Origin of the sequence: Paraburkholderia phymatum (genome assembly GCF_038900715.1) — a bacterium.
In the GTDB taxonomy this organism is placed as follows: domain Bacteria; phylum Pseudomonadota; class Gammaproteobacteria; order Burkholderiales; family Burkholderiaceae; genus Paraburkholderia; species Paraburkholderia phymatum_A.
The window spans coordinates 200,736-220,514 of sequence record NZ_JAYMRZ010000015.1; the positions used below are offsets into that span (position 1 = coordinate 200,736).

Below are 19,779 nucleotides of genomic sequence, written 5' to 3' on the forward strand. Positions count from 1 at the left end.
GGGTCTTCGACGACCCGTCTGGAGTCATCATGTCCAACGCGCCTGCGAACAAGCCATTCGATCCGGCCGACTACATCAACAGCCAGATCCGCACGGTGCCCGACTGGCCTCAGGCCGGCGTGCAGTTTCGCGACATCACGCCGTTGCTGCAAAACCCGAAAACGCTGCGGGTGCTGATCGACATGTTCGTGCAGCGCTATATCGACCAGAAGCTCGACTACATCGCGGGGCTCGACGCGCGCGGCTTCATCATCGGGCCGATTCTCGCGTACGAGCTGAACGTCGGCTTCATTCCGATCCGCAAGATCGGCAAGCTGCCGTACAAGACGGTGTCCGAATCGTATGCGCTCGAATACGGCACGGCGACTGTCGAGATTCATGAAGACGCGTGCAAGCCCGGCGACCGCATCGTGATCGTCGACGATCTGATCGCGACGGGCGGCACGATGATGGCGGGCAAGAAGCTGCTCGAGCGTCTTGGCGCGACGGTGGTCGAAGGCGCGGCAATCATCGATCTGCCCGATCTCGGCGGCTCGAAGCTGCTGCGCGATGCAGGGCTGCCGCTTTTCACCGTGACGGGTTTCGGCGGTCACTGATTCTTTCCGACGGAGTCTCTGAGCAATGCCCAATTTCCTGCTCTTTCTCGCGACATCGATAGCGATCACGTTCGCGCCCGGCCCCGACAATCTGCAAGTGCTGGCGCGCGGCATTTCGCAAGGACGCGCGGCGGGCTTCGTCGCCGCGCTCGGTTTCGCCGCGGGCATCTCGTTTCACACGACGCTCGCAGCGCTCGGCGTTGCCGCCGTGCTGCGCTCGTCGCCCGTCGCGTTTCAGATCATCAAGCTCGCGGGCGCGGCGTATCTCGTGTGGATCGGTATCAAGGCATTGCGCAGCAACGGTCTCGCGACCGCGCACGAGCGCCCGCCGCAGCCGCTTTCGTCGATCTTCCGGCAGAGCGTGATCGGCAACATGATGAACCCGAAGGTGACGCTGTTCTTCGTCGTGTTCCTGCCGCAGTTCGTCGATCCGCACGGCGTGCAGAGCGTCACGTTGCAGATGCTCGAACTGGGCGCGCTGTTCATGCTGCAAACGGTCGTCGTGTTCTCGCTGTTCGGCGTGTGCGCGGGTGTGATCGGCGGATGGCTGAAGCGTCGTCCGCGCGTGGGCGTGTGGCTCGACCGGCTCGCGGGCGCAACGTTCATCGCGATCGGCATCCGGGTCGCGTTGCGCGACTGATTCTGTTTGCCGCTCGAGTCGTCGGAGCCGCCGGCTGGATCGTCAACACGTATTACGCTGACTGGAGTCTTCATGTCTTTGCCTTGCATCGCCGCCGCGCGCCGCTTCGATCCTGCGCGGCATCTTCCGTTCGTGATCGACGGGGAGCGCGTCGGCTGGATTCGCGCGACCGACGTGCCGCTGCTCGCGCGTTGGCCCGATGTGTTCGACATCGATGCGAAGAGCGTTACGCTTGCGCCGCAATTCAACACGGTCGCACTGCGTAGCGCAGCACTGGGCTCGGTGATCGGCGCGCTTGCCGCCGACGGCTGCATTCCCGGCTGGCGCGACGAAACCTACGCGATCCGCAATGCGTTCGATGCGCCGCCGCTCGCGTATATCGAGCGCGCGGCGTCACGCTTTTTCGGCACGATGACGTACGCGGTGCATCTGAACGGCGTCGTAGAATATGAAGATCGCGCGCCGCAGTTGTGGATCGCGCGCCGCAGCGACACGAAGGCGACCGATCCGGGCATGCTCGACAACGTCGTTGCGGGCGGCATCGGCTGGGGCTTCAGTCTCGCTGAAACGATCGTCAAGGAGTGCTGGGAAGAAGCGGGCATTCCGCAAGAGATCGCCGCGCGCGCGGTCGCGGGACGCACCGCGCATGTGCTGCAATCGCTGCCCGAAGGCACGCAGGCCGAGCAGATTTTCATCTACGACCTCGCGTTGCCCGCAGACTTCGCGCCGCGCAATCAGGATGGCGAAGTGGGCGAGCATCGGCTGGCGCGCATCGAAGATGTCGCGCAGTCGATCGAAGAAGGCGCGATGACGGTCGATGCGAGCCTCGCGACGCTCGATTGCCTGTTGCGCCGCCGCTGGATCGACGAAGACGCGTGTGCTGGCATCGACGCGCTGTTCGAACCGCCCGTCATCGACTGACACTGACGGACGAACGCGCACGCGCACCTGAAGCACTGCATCACACTCTACGAAACACGCACTGAAGAAGGGGGTCACCGAGGTCATGTCGACCGAACACAGCTTTATTCTCAAACTGTCGTGCGCCGATCGGCCCGGCATCGTTCACGCCGTGTCGGGTTTTCTGTTCGAGCGCGGCAGCAACATCCTCGACTCCGCGCAATTCGGCGACAGCCACACGGGCGAATTTTTCATGCGCGTCCACTTTCAGCAGGTGGGCGGCGATCCCGGCCTCGAAGCGCTGCGCGAAGCATTCGCGACGCTCGCCGGGCAATTCGGCATGCGCTGGGAACTGCACGACGCGAACGTGAAGCCGCGCGTGGTGATCATGGTGTCGAAGATCGGTCACTGTCTGAACGATCTGCTGTTCCGCTATCGCACGGGACAGCTGAACATCGAGATTCCCGCGATCATCTCGAACCACAAGGAGTTCTATCAGCTTGCCGCGAGCTACGACATTCCGTTTCATCACTTCCCGCTGACGTCGAAGGACGCGAAGGCGCAGCAGGAAGCGCGCGTGCTGGAAGTGATCGACGAATGCAAGGCGGATCTCGTCGTGCTCGCGCGCTACATGCAGATTCTGTCACCGGAATTGTGCGAGCGGCTGACGGGGCGTGCGATCAACATCCATCATTCGTTCCTGCCGAGCTTCAAGGGCGCAAAGCCGTACTATCAGGCGTTCGATCGCGGCGTGAAGCTGATCGGCGCAACGGCGCACTACGTGACGACGGATCTCGACGAAGGCCCGATCATCGAGCAGGAAGTGGAGCGCGTCGATCACAGCATGACGCCGGATCAACTGACGGCGATCGGCCGCGATGTCGAATGCGTGACGCTCGCGCGCGCGGTGAAGTGGCACGTCGAGCACCGTATCGTGCTGAACGGCAGCAAGACGGTTGTGTTCCGTTAAGGCGTTTTACCGGGCGCGATAATCGATCGTCCGCCCCTCTTCTGTCGGAACCGGGATGCCGTCCCGGTTCCGCTTGCGACGGCTTTGACAGAAAACACGTCGCTGTCTCTCTCTTCTCCTACCCGGATATCGGTCTGCGCATGCCCGGCGTCTCTACGTTCCTTACGTCGAGCGTTTCAAAGCGGCGCGCTTATTCGGATGCCGCGCACGTTCGTTTCGGATACGTTTTTTCGCATTGCGAATTAAAGTTGACTTTCCGAAGATAACCCGGTGCTGGCGCGACGCGTTGCAGACCTGGGTGTCGATCGAATCGTCCATCGGTGTGCGCAGCGCGGAGCCGGCCGCACGCGCACCCGATGGGAACAAGCGCTGATCAAAAGGTCGAGGAAAATGAGAAGAAGAGACGTCTTGAAGTGGTCGGGTGCCACTGCCAGCCTTGCGATGATTCCGCCGCTAACGGGTTCTTCTATTGCACAAGCCGCTTCATTGCTGGGTGCGAATCCTACGCTGCCAAGGCAAGATCCGTTTATCGCGCAAATAGCGCGAAGTGCAGCGCTGACAGCAAAACGGATTGCCTACACGTGGACGACGAACTATCCATCGGTGCAAGGCGTGCCCATGGCTGCCATCGTGCCGATCGAAGATTTGCCGTCACTGCCTTGGCTACTCAAGGTGTTGCCGGTCAGTATCGATATCATCGTGAATGTTGCAGCTTCGCTCGTCAAACTTGGCGTGACCGGGATTGCAAGCTTGCAGGCTCAAGCGGATTCGGCCCGCTCGCGGTTCAACGCGTCGCTTCAGCAATACAACCAGCTTGCGGCGAACAACGTCGGGCGTGGCATGCCAACCGCTGCGATGCTCGCTCAAGCCGCGCAACTGCAAGTAACGCTCTTTTCAATGACCCGCGAGGTCTCCCGGATACACGACCAGCTTGCCGCAACGTCGAAGAGCATGCTTCAAGGAAACGGACTTCAGTATCAGAACGCGTTATTCGCGACAACGCCGCTTCCGGCTGTCGCTCAAAGTCTGGATGACGACGTGGCGTTTGCGCGGTGGCGAGTGGCGGGGCCGAATCCGATGCTGATTGCCGGCGTCACAGCGCTTCCGCCCAAATTTCCATTGACGAATGCGCAATATCGCAAGGTCATGGGCAACGATGACGACCTCGCACTCGCAGGCAGTCAGCACCGGCTTTATCTTCTCGACTACGCGGAGTTGGCAGGACTCGCCAGGCGTGGACCTGCAAAGTTTGGATTCGCGCCGATTGCGCTGTTCGCGATTCCGCGCAATGGCGGCGCGATGATGCCGGTGGCGATTCAGTGCGGACAGGAGTCCGGCAACAATCTGATATTTCTTCGGGCGGACCGGACGGCTGACGCGTCCGACTATTGGGCGTGGAGAATGGCCAAGACCTGCGTGCAGATTGCAGATACCACGTACCATGAAGTGTTCGTTCATCTCGGACGGACGCACCTTGTCAGCGAGGCGTTTTGCGTTGCGACCCATCGCGAGCTTGCTCCTTCGCATCCGCTGAATGTGCTTCTGGTGCCGCATTTCGAAGGCACGCTGTTCATCAACAGCCTCGCCTGCTTTGTGCTGATCGCCAAAGGCACGATTATCGATAACCTCTTCTCGGGACCCATTGAGACGATTCAGCAGACGGCGGGCGCCGGCCGGCTCGCGTTCGACTTCTACGCGAACATGCTGCCCACCGATCTGAACAGCCGTCGCGTCGACAATCGCGCATACCTACCCGATTACCCTTATCGTGATGATGCTTTGCTTGTCTGGAAGGCGATTCAGGATTGGGTTTGCGAATACCTGGGCGTGTATTACCAGAGCGACTACGACGTCACGTCCGACGCGGAACTTGCGAACTGGGTCAGGGCAGTCGCGGATAGCGGGAAGATAAGAGGCTTTCGATCAATTACTTCGCTTGCTCAACTAGCCGACGTCGTGACGATGATTGTCTTTACCGCGTCGGCGCAGCATGCCGCCGTCAATTTCCCGCAGAAAGCGTTGATGGCGTACCCGCCTGCGTTCACCGCGTCCGGATGGTCGCCCGCGCCGTCGGGTGCGGTTGCACAATCGCAGCAATCCTGGGAACGCCTCGCTTTGCCACCGTTGCCCGTTTCGATGTTGCAGATCGCGACGCTCGAATTGCTGGGTGGGGTGTATCACACGCCGCTTGGCGAATACCGTTCGAATCTGTTTCCGTTCTCGTCCGTTTTTACCGATCCTCGCATCGCTGCTGCGGGTGGGCCGTTGCAGCGCTTCCAGGCAAGCCTGAAAGCGGTGGAAGCGACCATCAATGATCGCAACAGGACTCGGCCACAACCTTATGATTTTCTGTTGCCAAGCCGTATTCCTTGCAGCACGAACATCTGACCGGATCGCGTAACGGCTGATGTCCGGTTCGAGCCTTTGTGTTGATATTGCCAGGCTCGGCGCCGGTCTGATCGACTGCGCCGGTTTTCTATTGCGACGTCGCGCTTTCGGCTTGCGCGCGAACGGCGCGTGACTTTGCGTCGCGCGTGATCGTCGCATGGCGGCGCGCGTTCATCTTCTTTAGCCAGATCAACAGGCCCGTCGCGCTCAGCACGGCCACCATCACGCCGACGAAACTGACCAGAACACGTCCGCCGATGCCAAGGATGCGCCCCGAATGCAGCGGGAATTGCGCCTGCATGAAGAGGTCGCCTGCCGTGCCTTGGCCGGGAATCTGCGCACCGAGCGCCTGGCCTGTCTGCGCACTCCAGTACGTCCATGCATTGCCGAGGCCGCCGTCGCCGTGATCGTCGCCGGCTGCGAAATAGCCGACGCCGTACACATGCAGCGCCGGTGCGTAATAGATCGCGCCCGGCGGCGCATCGATATGCTTTTCGATGCGCGCCTGTGCCGCCGCCTTCAGGATTTGTTCGCGCGGCAGCGGTTCGTCGTTGGGTTGGGCGTTGGGCACCATCGACGGATCGGTGAAGGGCGTCGGCGTGAGCGTCGAGAACAGCTTGACGATCGGCTGCACGACGGGCGTCGACAGATTCATCGACACTGACGTCACCGCGACGATCAGCAGCAGTCCCCATATCCATACGCCGCCGGAGCGGTGCAGATCGAATGTGAGCGCGTAGCCGCCGCGCCGCACGCGAAACGCGAACGACTTCTTCCACGCCTTCGCGCTGGGAAACGCGAGCACGAGCGCGATCACGCTATCGAAAATCCACACGATGCCGACGATGCCCATCAGCCACGTGCCGATGTCGATGCCATGCGTGAACGGCAGAAACAACGTGTAGTGCAGCTTGTAGATGAACGGCAGCAGATTGATCCGCGCGACCGACAACGCGCCCCATTCGCGCCGGCCTTGAATCTCGCCCGTGGCGGGATCGACGGCGATCTGGTTGAAGTCGAGCGGATACGGCTGGTTCGTTTTCGGATCGACGCGCGGCATCACCATCATTTGCAGCGTGTGTCCTTTTTCGGCTGCGAGCGGCAGATAGGTCACTTGCAGCCGAGGGTCGCCCGACTCGACGCGGCGCGCGAGTTCCAGCGACGGCAACGGCGCGGCATGGGTACGCGCGTCGAAGAACGACGGATTGAGCGCCGCGTCGAGTTCGTGATCCCAAGCGATCAGCGCACCCGTCAGTCCCGCGACGAACAGAAACAGCGCAGTCCCGATGCCGAACCAGCGATGCAGTCGAACGAGCGCGGATCTCACGCGCGATCTCCGTCGAAATCGATGGCCGTCGTCGGCAAAAAAGTGACAGACATGACCGCGTGGCGTCCTTGCGAATAAGAATTATTCGCATCTTATGGGGCGAGCGCCGATGCCGCAAGAGTTTCGTAAGCGCTGGCGGCGCGTATTTCCTTTGTCAGCGGCGGCTTTGCACGCAGACGGATAGCCGGTCCACGGCTTCGTTTTGATTCAAATGCGACAAAATGTCGCGCCTAAACACTTACAGAAATCCCACGGTTCCCGGCATCATTCGCTTTCCTGTAAATAGGAATGATTCGTATTCGCCGAATGGGTCGACTGACTGTCTGGAACAACAATGAAAAGCGCTGCTGAACAAGGGGTGGGTAAGAATCGCAGGACGACGAGTGTGCCGACGATCGGCGTCATGCATATCGCCGTGATGCTGGCATTTGCTGCGAGCCAGAACGCTTACGCGCAGACAGGCGCGCCGGTAAATGCGTCGAGTGCTGCCACGGAATCCGCGGGCCCAGCGAACGACGCGGGCCCAGCGAATGGCGCGGGCGCCGATAAGTCATTGCCCGCCGTCAACGTGACGGCCGCGCAGGACTCGCCGCAGCATCTGAACGCCGACGTCGGCGGCGGCGCGCTCGGCACGCGCACCCAACTCGACACGCCGTTCTCGACGACGGTCGTGACGAGCGAGGAACTGCAGGACTTGCAGCCGCAAAAGCTCGGTGACGTATTCACGCGCGACGCGTCCGTCTCCGACAACGGCAATCCATACAGCGCGTGGGCCACGTATCTGAGCGTGCGCGGCATGCAACTCGACTGGCAGAACGGCTTCAAGATCGATGGGTTACCGTTCAACAGCTACGGCATCACGATGCCGTATGAACAGCTCGAGAGCGTCGAACTGCTCAAGGGACTGTCCGGTTTCATGTACGGCTTTGGCGCGCCGGGCGGGGTCGTCAACTATGTGACGAAGAAGCCGCCGCTCTCTGGCACGCCCATTCGCAGCGTCGACGTCGGCTATGTGACGGATGGCGTATGGGCCGAGCACGCGGACCTCGGTGGCCGCATCGGCCCGAACGGCATGTTCGGCTATCGCTTCAACGCGACGCACGAAGAAGGGCAGACGTACAACGACGGCACGCTTCGCCGCAACGCATTCTCGCTCGCGCTCGACGCGCGCATCACGCGCGACCTGAGCGCGACGTTCGGCGCGCTCTATCAGGACCAGCACACGACGGGGCAGGGCGGCTCCATCTCGACGGTGCAATACGTCGGCACGTCGCTACCGACCACACTCTCCGGCTCCACCGACAACCTCGGCAATCCGTCGCAGCACCTGAACACGAATCTCCAGCTTTACACGGCGGGCGTTCACTACAACCTGAGCCCCGACTGGACCGCGCATCTGACGTACAGCTTCAGCAAGAGCTTCCGCGATCGCAACGAAAGCACGTTCTTCCTCCAGAACCCGGCCGGCGACTATACGGACTTCCGCTTCGCCGGCAAGGAAGGACATCGGCTGAGCCTCTGGCAGGCGATGATCGAAGGCGACGTGAAGACGGGGCCGTTCGAGCATCAGCTTGTGTTCGGCGCGGCGTGGCAGAAACAGGTGAACGAGTACGAAGCGAACAGCGTCTACGAGCAGATCGGCACGGGCAATCTCTATTCGCCGAACACGAACCTGTTCTACAGCCCCGAAGGACTGTCGACCTATCGTGCCGGCGACATCACCCAGAAGGCGCTCTTCGCGAGCGATACGATCCAGTTGACCCAACGCTGGTCGGTGCTCGGCGGCGTCCGTTATACGTACTACGAGCAGAACGGCTACACGCTGACGGGCGCGACGAGTTCGCACTACAGCCAGAGCGGCGTGCTCACGCCGACCGTCGCGCTGATGTTCAAGCTCGCGCCGACGACCACGCTCTACACGAGCTATGTCGAATCGCTCGAACCTGGCTCGATCGTCGACTTCACCTATGCGAACGCCGGCCAGATGCTCAAGCCGCTGCGCAGCAAGCAGTACGAAGTCGGCATCAAGAGCGAGCATGCGCGCTGGAGCGCGAGCGCGGCGCTGTTCCGCATCGAGCGCGGCGCGGAGTACGCGAACAGCGCGAACGTCTATGTTCAGGATGGCGAGTCGATCTTCGAGGGCGTCGAAGCGGGCGCCGATGTGCGGCTCGGCGCGAACTGGACGGTCGGCGGCGACCTGATGTGGCTGCATACGAAGTACGAGCGCGGCTCGTCATTCGATGGCAACCGCGTCGCGGGCGCGCCCGGTTTCGTCGCGGCAGGCCATGTGACGTACAACGTGCCCTACGTGCCCGGGCTCAGGGTCGGCGCCGACGCGAAGTTCACCGGCAACACGACCGTGCGTCCAGCCGGCGACCTGAAAGCGGGCGGCTACACGCTGTTCAATGTCGGCGCGTCGTATGCGACGCGTATCGGCGGCTATGGCGTGACGTTCCGTGCCGCGATCGACAACATCACGGACAAGCGTTACTGGGAATACCAGTACGCGGACTACATCTCGCCGGGCGATCCGCGCACACTGTCGCTCAACGCGCGCATCGACTTCTGATTGCCGCGCGATACCGACATCGATGCGGACATCGACACGCACACGCAAAAGGGCGGCCTCGCGGTCGCCCTTTTGCGTCGATACACCTGTTGCGTTGCGCTACACGAGCCGCAGATAGATCAGTTCGCGCTTGATGTACGCGTAGAAGATCGGCGCGGCGATCACGCCGGGAATGCCGAACGCGGCCTCCATCACGAGCATCGCGATGAGCAGTTCCCATGCGCGCGCCTCGATCTGTCCGCCGATGATGCGCGCGTTGAGGAAATATTCGAGCTTGTGGATCAGGATCAGGAAGATGAGCGCCGTCACGGCCGCCGGAAAGCTCACCGATAACGCGACTGCGACGATCAGCGTGTTCGAAATCAGATTGCCGATCACGGGCAGCAAGCCGACGATGAACGTGATGATCACAAGCGTTTTCGCCATCGGCAGCGGCGCATGGAAGAGCGGCAGCAGCAACAGCAGGAAGATGCCCGTGAACACCGTGTTGATCGCGGAGATTTTCATCTGCGCGAACACGATGCGGCGGAACGCATCGGCGAAACGGCTGAGCCGCGTGATAAAAGCCGTCGACAACGGCAGCCGTTGAATGTGCTTCTGCGCGCCGACCGCGACGATCGCACCGATGATCATGCCGATCAGCACATGCGTGAAGATGCGCGCCGCGTTCTTGCCGCCTTGCGAGAGCGTGCCCGCATGCGTCTGCATCAGCACGGCGGCTTTTTCCTTCATCTGCTCGGTGGAAACGGGCAGGTTCTGCGCGATGAACTGCGGCAGGCGCGTACGCGCCTGGTCGATCAGCGACATCGCCTGGTCGAGCAGCTTCTGGACGCTCGGCACGTCGCTCTCGAAGTGCTCGATGATGGCGACAGTGAAACCCGTCAGCACGCCGACGATCACGGCGGACAGAATCACCACCGCGAACCAGCGCGCGCGGTAGCTCGACATGTGCTTTTCGATGCGCGGCGCGAGCGTGTGGACGAGCTGGAACACGAGCATGCCGGCGAGCAGCGCGCCCAGCAGCCTCAGTTCGAGCACCGCCCACATCGCGAGCAGCGCCACGACATAGCTGCCGATTTCGACCGCCGACAGTTTCGGCAGGCTCATGTCGCTGGTCAGCCTGACCGGGCGAGGGCGCAGATCCTGCACCTGCCCGTCGTCGCGGGCCGGATTACGCTTGGCCATGGCTTTCTATCGTCTCCAACCTCAGGTTTTTACGCTCGGCTTGCCGGCTTTTGCTGTCGCTTTTGCCGTTCCTGCCGCTGGCTTCGCTGTCGATTTCGAAGCCCGTTTCGGTGCGTCGGCGGCGACGGCCTTTTTTGCCCTCGCCGGTTTTACGGCTGTTTTTGCGGATTCTTCATTGGTGTTGCTGCCGGTTGCCTCGGCTTCGCCGGTTTCATCTTCGGACGGCTCATCTGATTCCGCGTCCGCCGATTCAACCGATCCGGCCTGTGCTTCCGGTGCCGATTCGCCGGCCGCCGATCCGCGCAGCAACAGTGGCGCGAGATACCGGCCGGTAAAACTTGCCTTCGACTTCGCGATCTGTTCCGGCGTGCCCTGCGCGATGATCTGACCACCGCCGGCGCCGCCTTCGGGACCGAGATCGATGACCCAGTCGGCTGTTTTTATCACATCGAGATTATGCTCGATGATGACAACCGTATTTCCTTGATCGCGCAACCGATGGATCACTTCGAGCAGCAGCGCGATATCGTGGAAATGCAGGCCCGTGGTCGGTTCATCGAGGATATAAAGCGTGCGACCCGTATCGCGCTTGCTCAGTTCCAGAGAGAGCTTGACGCGCTGCGCCTCGCCGCCCGACAGCGTGGTCGCCGACTGGCCCAGGCGGATATAGCCGAGGCCGACGTCGAGCAGCGTCTTCAGCTTGCGCGCGACGACAGGCACCGCGCGGAAAAACTCGTGCGCATGCTCGACGGTCATCTCCAGCACTTCGCTGATGTTCTTGCCCTTGTACTGGATGTCGAGCGTCTCGCGGTTGTAGCGCTTGCCGTGACACACGTCGCACGGCACGTACACGTCCGGCAGGAAGTGCATCTCGACCTTCAGCACGCCGTCGCCCTGACATGACTCACAGCGTCCGCCCTTCACGTTGAACGAAAAGCGGCCTGGATCGTAGCCGCGTTCCTTCGCGGCGGGCACGCCCGCGAACAGTTCGCGGATCGGCGTGAAGACGCCCGTGTACGTCGCGGGATTCGAGCGCGGCGTGCGGCCGATCGGCGACTGATCGACGTTGATGACCTTGTCGAAGTGTTCGAGGCCTTCGATCGCCTCGAACGGCGAAGGCTCCGTCGACGAGCCGTACAGGTGCTGCGCGACGGCGTGATAGAGCGTGTCGTTGATGAGCGTCGACTTGCCCGAGCCCGACACGCCCGTCACGCAAGTCAGCAGACCGACGGGCAGATCGAGGGTCACGCGCTTCAGGTTGTTGCCGTAAGCCTCGACGATGCGCAGATGGCGCTCGTCGGGCTGCTTGCGGTCGTCGGGGAATTCGATGCGGCGCGTGCCCGCGAGATACTGGCCCGTCATCGATGCCGGGTCCGCCTGCACTTCGACGGGTGTGCCTTCCGCGATCACCATGCCGCCGTGCTCGCCCGCGCCCGGTCCCATGTCGACGACATAGTCCGCCATCCGGATCATGTCCTCGTCATGCTCGACGACGACCACCGAGTTGCCGAGATCGCGCAGATGCTTGAGCGTCGAAATGAGGCGGTCGTTGTCGCGCTGGTGCAGGCCGATCGACGGCTCGTCAAGCACGTACATCACGCCCGTCAGTCCCGAGCCGATTTGCGACGCGAGCCGGATGCGCTGCGCCTCGCCGCCCGACAGCGTTTCGGCGCTGCGCTCCAGCGACAGATAATCGAGCCCGACGTTGTTCAGGAACATCAGGCGCGCGACGATTTCCTTGATGACCTTGTCGGCGATTTCGCGCTTCGAGCCTTCGAGCCGCAGCGTCTGGAAATAGCCGAGCGAGTCGCGCAGCGGCCAGCCGCTCACTTCGTAGATCGCGCGCGCGTCGCCATCCGCGCCGATGCGCACGAAACGCGCTTCGCGCCGCAGACGCGTCCCTTCGCACGACGGGCACGCCTGGTTGTTCTGATACTTCGCAAGCTCTTCGCGGACCGCGACGGAATCCGTCTCGCGATAACGCCGCTCCAGATTCGGAATGATCCCTTCGAACACATGCTCGCGCACCGATGTCCGGCCGCGCTCGTTGATGTACGAGAACGGCACGGTCTGCTTGCCGGAGCCGTACAGCAGGATCTGGCGCACCTTTTCCGGCAGGTCTTCGAACGCGGTGTCGATATCGAACTCGTAGAAGGCCGCGAGGCTTTGCAGCATCTGGAAGTAGAACTGGTTGCGCCGGTCCCAGCCCTTCACGGCGCCCGCCGCCAGCGACAGCGACGGATGCGCGACCACCCGTTTCGGATCGAAGAACGTGATCTGACCGAGGCCGTCGCATTCCGGGCACGCGCCCATCGGGTTGTTGAACGAGAAGAGACGCGGCTCCAGTTCCTGCAGCGAGTACGAGCAGATCGGGCACGCGAACTTCGAGCTGAACAGATGCTCGTTGTCCGTGTCCATTTCGAGCGCGATCGCGCGGCCGTCGGCGAGACGCAGCGCCGTTTCGAACGATTCCGCGAGACGCTGCTTCGCGTCGGGCCGCACCTTCAGACGGTCGACGACCACGTCGATCGTGTGCTTATCGTTCTTCTTCAGTTGCGGCAGCGAGTCGACTTCGTAGATCTTCGCAACGCCTTCGTTCGCGGTGCCGCCGCCCGAGCGCACGCGAAAGCGGATGAAGCCCTGCGCCTGCATGTCTTCGAACAGCTCGGTGTGCTCGCCCTTGCGATTCGCGACGACGGGCGCGAGGATCATCAGCTTCGTGTCTTCGGGCAGCGCGAGCGCGGCGTCCACCATCTGCGAGACGCTTTGCGCCTCGAGCGGAATTTCGTGGTCCGGGCAGTACGGCGTGCCCACGCGTGCGTAAAGAAGCCGCAGGTAGTCGTGGATTTCGGTGACGGTGCCGACCGTCGAGCGCGGATTGTGCGACGTCGCTTTCTGCTCGATCGAAATGGCAGGCGACAGGCCCTCGATCAGGTCGACGTCGGGCTTTTCCATCAGTTGCAGGAATTGGCGGGCGTATGCGGACAGGCTCTCCACATAACGACGCTGGCCTTCGGCGTAAAGCGTGTCGAAGGCCAGCGACGATTTGCCCGAGCCGGACAGGCCGGTAATCACGACCAGCTTGTGACGCGGCAAGTCGAGATTGACGTTCTTCAGGTTGTGGGTCCGAGCCCCACGGATACGGATTTGTTCCATGAACCGGCGGGAAGAGGAGAAGGCTAAACCTGCTACTATAACGACTTTTCCAGACCGCCGTTACGGCTTCCTGACAGCCCGCAAACGGCGTGCTGACAGATACGAAACCGTCGTTTTTTTGCAGTCCAGCGTCGCGGTGAACTGCCTGTATGTGACACCTGTATGTGAGGCGTTTTCCGTCGTCTGCAAGACAACAGGTGGCCGGCGCGAGCGCTGCACGCGTCAGAAGCTGCGCATGCGGGCCCACGCGGTTCGCCGTCCGTTCATTCGAATATCGCTCCCGATGTCCAATCCGTCCGCCACCTCTTCACGCATGAGCGCGCATGAACTGCGCGCGACCGTGTCGCTTGCCGCGATTTTCGCGCTGCGCATGCTGGGTCTCTTCATGATCATGCCCGTCTTCTCGATCTACGCGAAGACGATTCCGGGCGGCGACAACGTGCTGCTCGTCGGCATTGCGCTAGGCGCGTATGGCGTCACGCAATCGCTGCTCTACATCTTCTACGGCTGGATCTCCGACAAGGTCGGCCGCAAGCCCGTCATCGCGACAGGCCTGCTGATCTTCGCGCTCGGCAGCTTCGTCGCCGCGTTCGCGCACGACATGACGTGGATCATCGTCGGGCGGGTCATTCAGGGGATGGGCGCGGTGTCGTCGGCGGTGATCGCGTTCATCGCGGATCTGACGGCCGAAGAGCATCGCACCAAGGCGATGGCGATGGTGGGCGGATCGATCGGCGTATCGTTCGCGGTCGCGATCGTCGGCGCGCCGATCGTGTTCCATTGGGTCGGCATGAGCGGCCTGTTCGCGCTTGTCGGCGTGTTCTCGATCCTGGCGATCGGCGTCGTGCTGTGGGTCGTGCCGGATGCGCCGAAACCCGTGCACGTGCCCGCGCCGTTCCACGAAGTCCTGCACAACCGAGAGCTGTTGCGCCTCAATTTCGGCGTGCTCGTGCTGCACGCGACGCAAACGGCGCTCTTTCTCGTCGTGCCGCGCATTCTCGAAGCGGGCGGTTTGCCCGTCGCGTCGCACTGGAAGATTTACCTGCCCGTGATGGGGCTCGCGTTCGTGATGATGGTGCCCGCGATCATCGCCGCCGAAAAGCGCGGCAAGATGAAGGCGGTCCTGCTGGGTGCGATTGGTCTTATCCTGATCGGCCAGTTACTTCTCGGCGTCGCTGCGCATACCATTATGGCTGTGGCGGCGATCCTGTTTATCTACTTTCTCGGCTTCAATATTCTCGAAGCATCGCAGCCTTCGCTGGTGTCGAAACTGGCGCCGGGCAACCGCAAGGGCGCGGCGGCGGGCGTCTACAACACGACGCAATCGATCGGCCTTGCTATGGGCGGCGTGATCGGCGGCTGGCTGCTGAAAGTGGATGGACAAAGTGCCGTGTTTTTTGCATGCTCGGGGCTCGTAGCTTGCTGGCTTATAATCGCCGCGAGCATGAAGCAGCCGCCGCGCAAAGCATAAATCTTTTACGGCACGAATTTAAAGGCGGCGGTCAAACGGGGCGCGGGGGCGCGCTTTCCGGTCATTGACACAGGCGGCCATGGCGTAGAAAGCCATCGGTGCCGCGTCGCCGGAAACGGAATCAACAGGAGAAACTCATGGCATCCGTGAACAAGGTCATTCTCGTCGGCAATCTCGGCGCCGATCCGGAAGTCCGTTACCTTCCGAGCGGTGACGCAGTGGCGAACATCCGCCTTGCCACGACCGATCGCTACAAGGACAAGCAGTCGGGCGAATTCAAGGAAATGACTGAGTGGCATCGCGTGTCGTTCTTTGGACGCCTCGCGGAGATCGTGTCGGAGTACCTCAAGAAGGGCTCGTCGGTGTATATCGAAGGCCGTATCCGCACGCGCAAGTATCAGGCGCAGGACGGCACCGACCGTTACTCGACGGAAATCGTCGCTGATCAGATGCAGATGCTCGGCGGCCGCGGCGGTTCGGGCGGCGGCGGTGGCGACGACAGCGGCTATAGCCGTGGCGAGTCGATGGAGCGCGGCGGTGGCGGCGGCCGCATGTCGGGCGGCGGCGGTGGTGGCCGTATGTCGGGTGGCGGTGGTGGCGGCGGCGGTCAGAGCCGTCCGAGTGCGCCGGCTGGCGGCGGCTTCGACGAGATGGACGACGATATTCCGTTCTGACGCGCCTCGCGCAAAAACAGTCCGGCCGCAGCGAAACACCGCGCGTCGGGCGAACAGCGAAACACCCCGCCTTCGAGCGGGGTGTTTCTTTATGCGCGTGCCCATCGCGACTGTTGCGAGAGCAAGGACAAGGGCAGAATCATCCGAAGCCCGGCCCCGTCTCATGCCCCCTCAAGCCAACCCCCCATTTGCCCGCAGAATCTGTCCGTTGACCCACGCGCTATCCGGCCCCGCCAGAAACGAGACCACGGACGCAATATCCTCCGGCTGTCCCAGGCGCTGCAGCGGCGGCATCTTCGCGAAGTTCTGGATCTGCTCTTCCGTCTTGCCTTCGAGGAACAGTGCGGTCGCGACGGGCCCCGGCGCGACCGCATTCACGGTGATATCGCGTCCGCGCAGTTCTTTGGCAAAGACATGCGTGAACGCTTCGACGGCCGCCTTCGTCGCGTTGTAGATCGCGTAGCCAGGCATGTTCAGCGCGAGCGTCGTGCTCGAGAAGTTGACGATGCGCCCGCCGTTGTTCATACGCGCCGCCGCTTCGCGCAGCGTGTTGAAAGTGCCGCGCACGTTGATGTCGAAAGTCTGCGTGTAGAGCGCGTCGCCGGTGTCGGCGAGCGGCAGCGGCTTCATGATGCCCGCGTTGTTGACGAGCACGTCGACCTTGCCGAGCTGCTGCTCCGTCGTTTCGAACATGCGTCGCACATCGTCGGCGCTCGACACGTCGGCTTTCACCGCAATCGCGGCCGCGCCTTGCGTCTTCAGTTCCGCGACGAGCGCGTCCGCTTCCTTCGAACTCGCCGCATAGTTGACGACGACGGCAAGTCCATCGCTGGCGAGCCGCCGCGCGAGGGCAGCGCCGATGCCGCGCGAAGCGCCCGTCACGATAGCCACCTTGGCATTTTTCACGTTGTTCATGATCCCGTTCCTCGAAGTAGTGATTCGGTGAAAAGCATGATCGGATATTTCATGGAAGAGATAATCGGACGAGAATTGCTATCATCGTTCCATTAACTTCAACAATACGCCGCATCAGGCAGTGGAGCTCGTCGCTATGGACCGTTTCCAGGAAATGCAGGTGTTCGTCCGGATCGCCGAGCGGCAAAGCTTCACGCGTGCCGCCGACGATCTGCAGATTCCGCGCGCCACCGTCACGAACCTGATGAAGCGGATGGAGCAGCGGCTCGGCGCGCGGCTGCTCGAGCGCACGACGCGCACCGTGCGCCTCACGCCCGACGGTGAAGCGTATTACCGGCGCTGCGTGCGTCTGCTCGCCGACATGGAAGAGGCCGAAGGCTCGTTCCGCAACGCGGCGCCGAAGGGACTGCTGCGCGTGAACTTGCAGGGCACGCTCGCGCGGCACTTCATCGTCCCGGCGCTGCCGGATTTTCTCGAACGCTATCCTGGCATCGAACTGCATATCGGCGAGGACGACCGGCTCGTCGATCTCGTGCGCGAAGGCGTCGATTGCGTGCTGCGGGCGGGCAATTTGCAGGATTCGTCGATGATCGGGCGGCGCGTCGCGCGGCTCGAACAGGTGACGCTCGCGAGTCCCGCGTATCTGGAGCGGCACGGCCTGCCAGCCGATCTCGCCGCACTCGCGACGCATCGTGCCGTCAACTACATATCGAGCGCGACGGGCAGTGCAATGCCGCTCGAATTCGCGGTCGACGAACGTGTGGTCGAAGTGAATCTCGAGGCGATCGTGTCGGTGACGGGCGCCGATCTGTACACGGGCGCGGCTGTCGCCGGACTCGGTCTCGTGCAGGTGCCGCGCTATCGCGTGCTGAACGAGCTTGCCGCGGGCAGTCTCGTCGTCGTGCTGCCGCAATTTCCGCCGCCGCCGATGCCCGTCACCGTGCTGTATCCGCAAAATCGCCAGTTGTCGTCGCGCGTGCGCGCGTTCGCGCAATGGCTGCGCGAGATTTTCGACGCGGCGGGCGGGCTCAAGGTCGGTTGATCCACGACGCGCGTGACGTTTCCGGACGAGATTGCGCGAGATCAAGCCCGGCGGCCTTCCGGCAGAGCACTTCCCGACAGGCCATAAAGTTTTCGGCAAATCAGCCGTAACTGGCAGTGTGGTGCATCTGCTTAATGTTCAATCGAGTTGCGGACCTTGCCTGGCGGCCTGGGCGCAGCAATCCTGCCACGGGACTCTCTGGAGATTCCCGGTCAGGCGGCCATAGGAGACATGCTTCATGTTGAAAGGTCTTTCGATACGCACGTACCTCACGTTGATGATCGTGCTGTTCGGCATCGTATTGCTGATCGGCGCGGCGGCGGGGCTGCTGTCGCTGCGCGCGAACAATGCGTCGTTGCAGCGGATGTATACGATCGATACGCCGGCCATCGCGGATCTCGAAGGCAGCGCGGGCCAGCTGCTTCGCCTGCGCCTGTCGCTCGCGACGTATTCATCGCTCAACGAACTCAATGATCAGCAAGGCGCCGACGCCGTGCTCAAGCGGTTCGATACGTACCTGAAGGTGTCGAACGAACGTCTCGCCAATTTCCTTCGCAACGCGAGCAACGATGCCGACGAGCAGCGGCTCATCAAGGAGATGCAGGAAAAGCGCGAGACGTTCCTGCACGAAGGCGTCGAACCTGCAATGGCGGCGCTCAAGGCCGGCGACAAGGCGGCGTTCCACGAGTTGCAGGGACACAAATTGTCGCCGCTGTACAGCGCCTACGAAAAACCGATGCTGTCGCTCGAAAAGCTGCAACTGGATCACGCCGAAAAGCGCTACCAGGATGCGCAGCAACTCTTCTATGCAGTGTGTATCGCTGTTGCGATCGGCATGGCGGGCACGCTGATCTTCTCGTGGATCGGACGCGTCGTGATGGTTCGCGCGATCGTGCATCCCGTCGACGCCACCATCGAGCAGTTCCAGCGCATCGCGCACGGCGACCTGACGGGCCGCATCGAAAACACCGGTGACAACGAAATGGGCCGTCTCGCCGCGGCGCTGCGCCGGATGCAGGAGTCGCTGATCGCGACGGTGAACACGGTGCGCCACAGCACCGATTCGATCGACACCGGCGTGAGCGAAATCGCAGCGGGCAATACGAACCTGTCGCAGCGCACCGAAGAGCAGGCGGCTTCGCTCGAAGAAACGGCGGCGAGCATCGAAGAACTCACGTCGACGGTCAAGCAGACGGCCGACAACGCGAAGCAGGCCAGCTCGCTCGCGCAAGGCGCATCGACGCTCGCGGCGCAAGGCGGCGAGCTCACGCAGCAGGTGGTGGGCACGATGCAGCAGATTGTCGACGACTCGCGGCGTATCGCCGATATCGTCGGCGTGATCGAGGGCATCGCGTTCCAGACGAATATCCTCGCGCTGAACGCCGCCGTCGAAGCCGCGCGCGCAGGCGAACAGGGACGCGGCTTTGCCGTTGTCGCGAGCGAAGTCCGTTCGCTTGCGCAGCGTAGCGCGGCAGCGGCGAAGGAGATCAAGGGCTTGATCGGCGCATCGAATGACCGTGTGACGGCGGGCGCCGATCTTGTCCAGCGTTCCGGTTCGACGATGTCGGAGATCGTCGATGCGATTGCGCGTGTCAGCGCGATCATGAGCGAGATCGCCGAAGCGGCCAACGAGCAGAGCACGGGCATCGATCAGGTGAACGTCGCCGTCGCGCAGATGGACGAAGTGACGCAGCAGAATGCCGCGCTCGTCGAGCAGGCGGCGGCAGCCGCGAGTTCGCTCGAAGAGCAGGCGCGGCAACTCACGGAGGCCGTTTCCGTGTTCCGCACCGATAGCGCGCGTGCCTCTTCGCCGCGTGCCGTTGCGCATCGCACGGTCGCGCTGATGCCTGATCTGGACGTATCGCTGGAGGCGGCCGAAGCGGTTTAGGCACGCTGGCGAATGGAATCGCGGAGACGTGGCTCACTTCTTCGCATCGCCGGCGGAT

General features: G+C 62.4%; 14 protein-coding genes. 10 read left to right on the plus strand and 4 right to left on the minus strand.

The genetic code is table 11. The features are described from left to right. Window positions 1–29: 29 nt before the first annotated feature. The 5 genes from VSR68_RS26040 to VSR68_RS26060 all read left to right on the plus strand — a co-directional run bounded on the left by VSR68_RS26040 (window position 30) and on the right by VSR68_RS26060 (window position 5,494). Window positions 30–596, plus strand: coding sequence for an adenine phosphoribosyltransferase (locus VSR68_RS26040; RefSeq protein WP_342942580.1), 567 nt, complete (start codon window positions 30–32; stop codon window positions 594–596). 25 nt (window positions 597–621) lie between these two features. Continuing rightward, window positions 622–1,236 (plus strand): LysE family translocator, encoded by a 615-nt coding sequence (locus VSR68_RS26045; protein WP_342942581.1) that lies wholly within the window; start codon window positions 622–624, stop codon window positions 1,234–1,236. Between the two features lie 72 nt (window positions 1,237–1,308). After that, window positions 1,309–2,157: an NUDIX hydrolase gene (locus tag VSR68_RS26050; protein WP_342942582.1), complete on the plus strand. Its 849-nt coding sequence runs from the start codon at window positions 1,309–1,311 to the stop codon at window positions 2,155–2,157. A gap of 85 nt (window positions 2,158–2,242) precedes the next feature. Next, window positions 2,243–3,106, plus strand: coding sequence for a formyltetrahydrofolate deformylase (gene purU / locus VSR68_RS26055; protein ID WP_342942583.1), 864 nt, complete (start codon window positions 2,243–2,245; stop codon window positions 3,104–3,106). A gap of 618 nt (window positions 3,107–3,724) precedes the next feature. Then, complete coding sequence (locus tag VSR68_RS26060) at window positions 3,725–5,494, plus strand: lipoxygenase family protein (RefSeq protein WP_342942584.1); 1,770 nt, start codon at window positions 3,725–3,727, stop codon at window positions 5,492–5,494. Between the two features lie 88 nt (window positions 5,495–5,582). Here VSR68_RS26060 and VSR68_RS26065 read toward each other — a convergent pair whose 3' ends face one another. Then, entirely contained in the window at window positions 5,583–6,821 is a 1,239-nt protein-coding gene (locus tag VSR68_RS26065; protein ID WP_342942585.1) for a PepSY-associated TM helix domain-containing protein, read from the minus strand. A gap of 418 nt (window positions 6,822–7,239) precedes the next feature. On the opposite strand from VSR68_RS26065, the gene VSR68_RS26070 reads away from it, so the two are divergent. Continuing rightward, the gene (locus tag VSR68_RS26070; RefSeq protein WP_428983588.1) at window positions 7,240–9,390 is read left to right on the plus strand and encodes a TonB-dependent siderophore receptor; all 2,151 of its coding nucleotides are present in this window, start codon (window positions 7,240–7,242) and stop codon (window positions 9,388–9,390) included. Between the two features lie 99 nt (window positions 9,391–9,489). On the opposite strand, the gene VSR68_RS26075 is transcribed toward VSR68_RS26070, so the two are convergent. After that, entirely contained in the window at window positions 9,490–10,575 is a 1,086-nt protein-coding gene (locus VSR68_RS26075; protein WP_342942586.1) for an AI-2E family transporter, read from the minus strand. 21 nt (window positions 10,576–10,596) lie between these two features. After that, entirely contained in the window at window positions 10,597–13,731 is a 3,135-nt protein-coding gene (gene uvrA, locus VSR68_RS26080; protein ID WP_342942587.1) for an excinuclease ABC subunit UvrA, read from the minus strand. Between the two features lie 283 nt (window positions 13,732–14,014). On the opposite strand from uvrA, the gene VSR68_RS26085 reads away from it, so the two are divergent. Both VSR68_RS26085 and VSR68_RS26090 read left to right on the plus strand, forming a co-directional pair. Next, window positions 14,015–15,202 (plus strand): MFS transporter, encoded by a 1,188-nt coding sequence (locus VSR68_RS26085; RefSeq protein WP_342942588.1) that lies wholly within the window; start codon window positions 14,015–14,017, stop codon window positions 15,200–15,202. A 137-nt stretch (window positions 15,203–15,339) separates the two neighbouring features. Continuing rightward, on the plus strand, window positions 15,340–15,876 hold the full coding sequence (locus VSR68_RS26090; RefSeq protein WP_342942589.1) for a single-stranded DNA-binding protein: 537 nt from the start codon (window positions 15,340–15,342) through the stop codon (window positions 15,874–15,876). Between the two features lie 171 nt (window positions 15,877–16,047). On the opposite strand, the gene VSR68_RS26095 is transcribed toward VSR68_RS26090, so the two are convergent. Continuing rightward, a complete protein-coding gene (locus tag VSR68_RS26095; RefSeq protein WP_342942590.1) occupies window positions 16,048–16,791 on the minus strand; it encodes an SDR family oxidoreductase in 744 nt (247 codons plus the stop codon). A gap of 136 nt (window positions 16,792–16,927) precedes the next feature. On the opposite strand from VSR68_RS26095, the gene VSR68_RS26100 reads away from it, so the two are divergent. Together VSR68_RS26100 and VSR68_RS26105 are read left to right on the plus strand one after the other, a co-directional pair. Continuing rightward, window positions 16,928–17,833 (plus strand): LysR family transcriptional regulator, encoded by a 906-nt coding sequence (locus VSR68_RS26100; protein ID WP_342942591.1) that lies wholly within the window; start codon window positions 16,928–16,930, stop codon window positions 17,831–17,833. Window positions 17,834–18,071: 238 nt separating this feature from the next. Continuing rightward, complete coding sequence (locus tag VSR68_RS26105; RefSeq protein WP_342942592.1) at window positions 18,072–19,721, plus strand: methyl-accepting chemotaxis protein; 1,650 nt, start codon at window positions 18,072–18,074, stop codon at window positions 19,719–19,721. The last annotated feature ends 58 nt before the right edge of the window (window positions 19,722–19,779 follow it).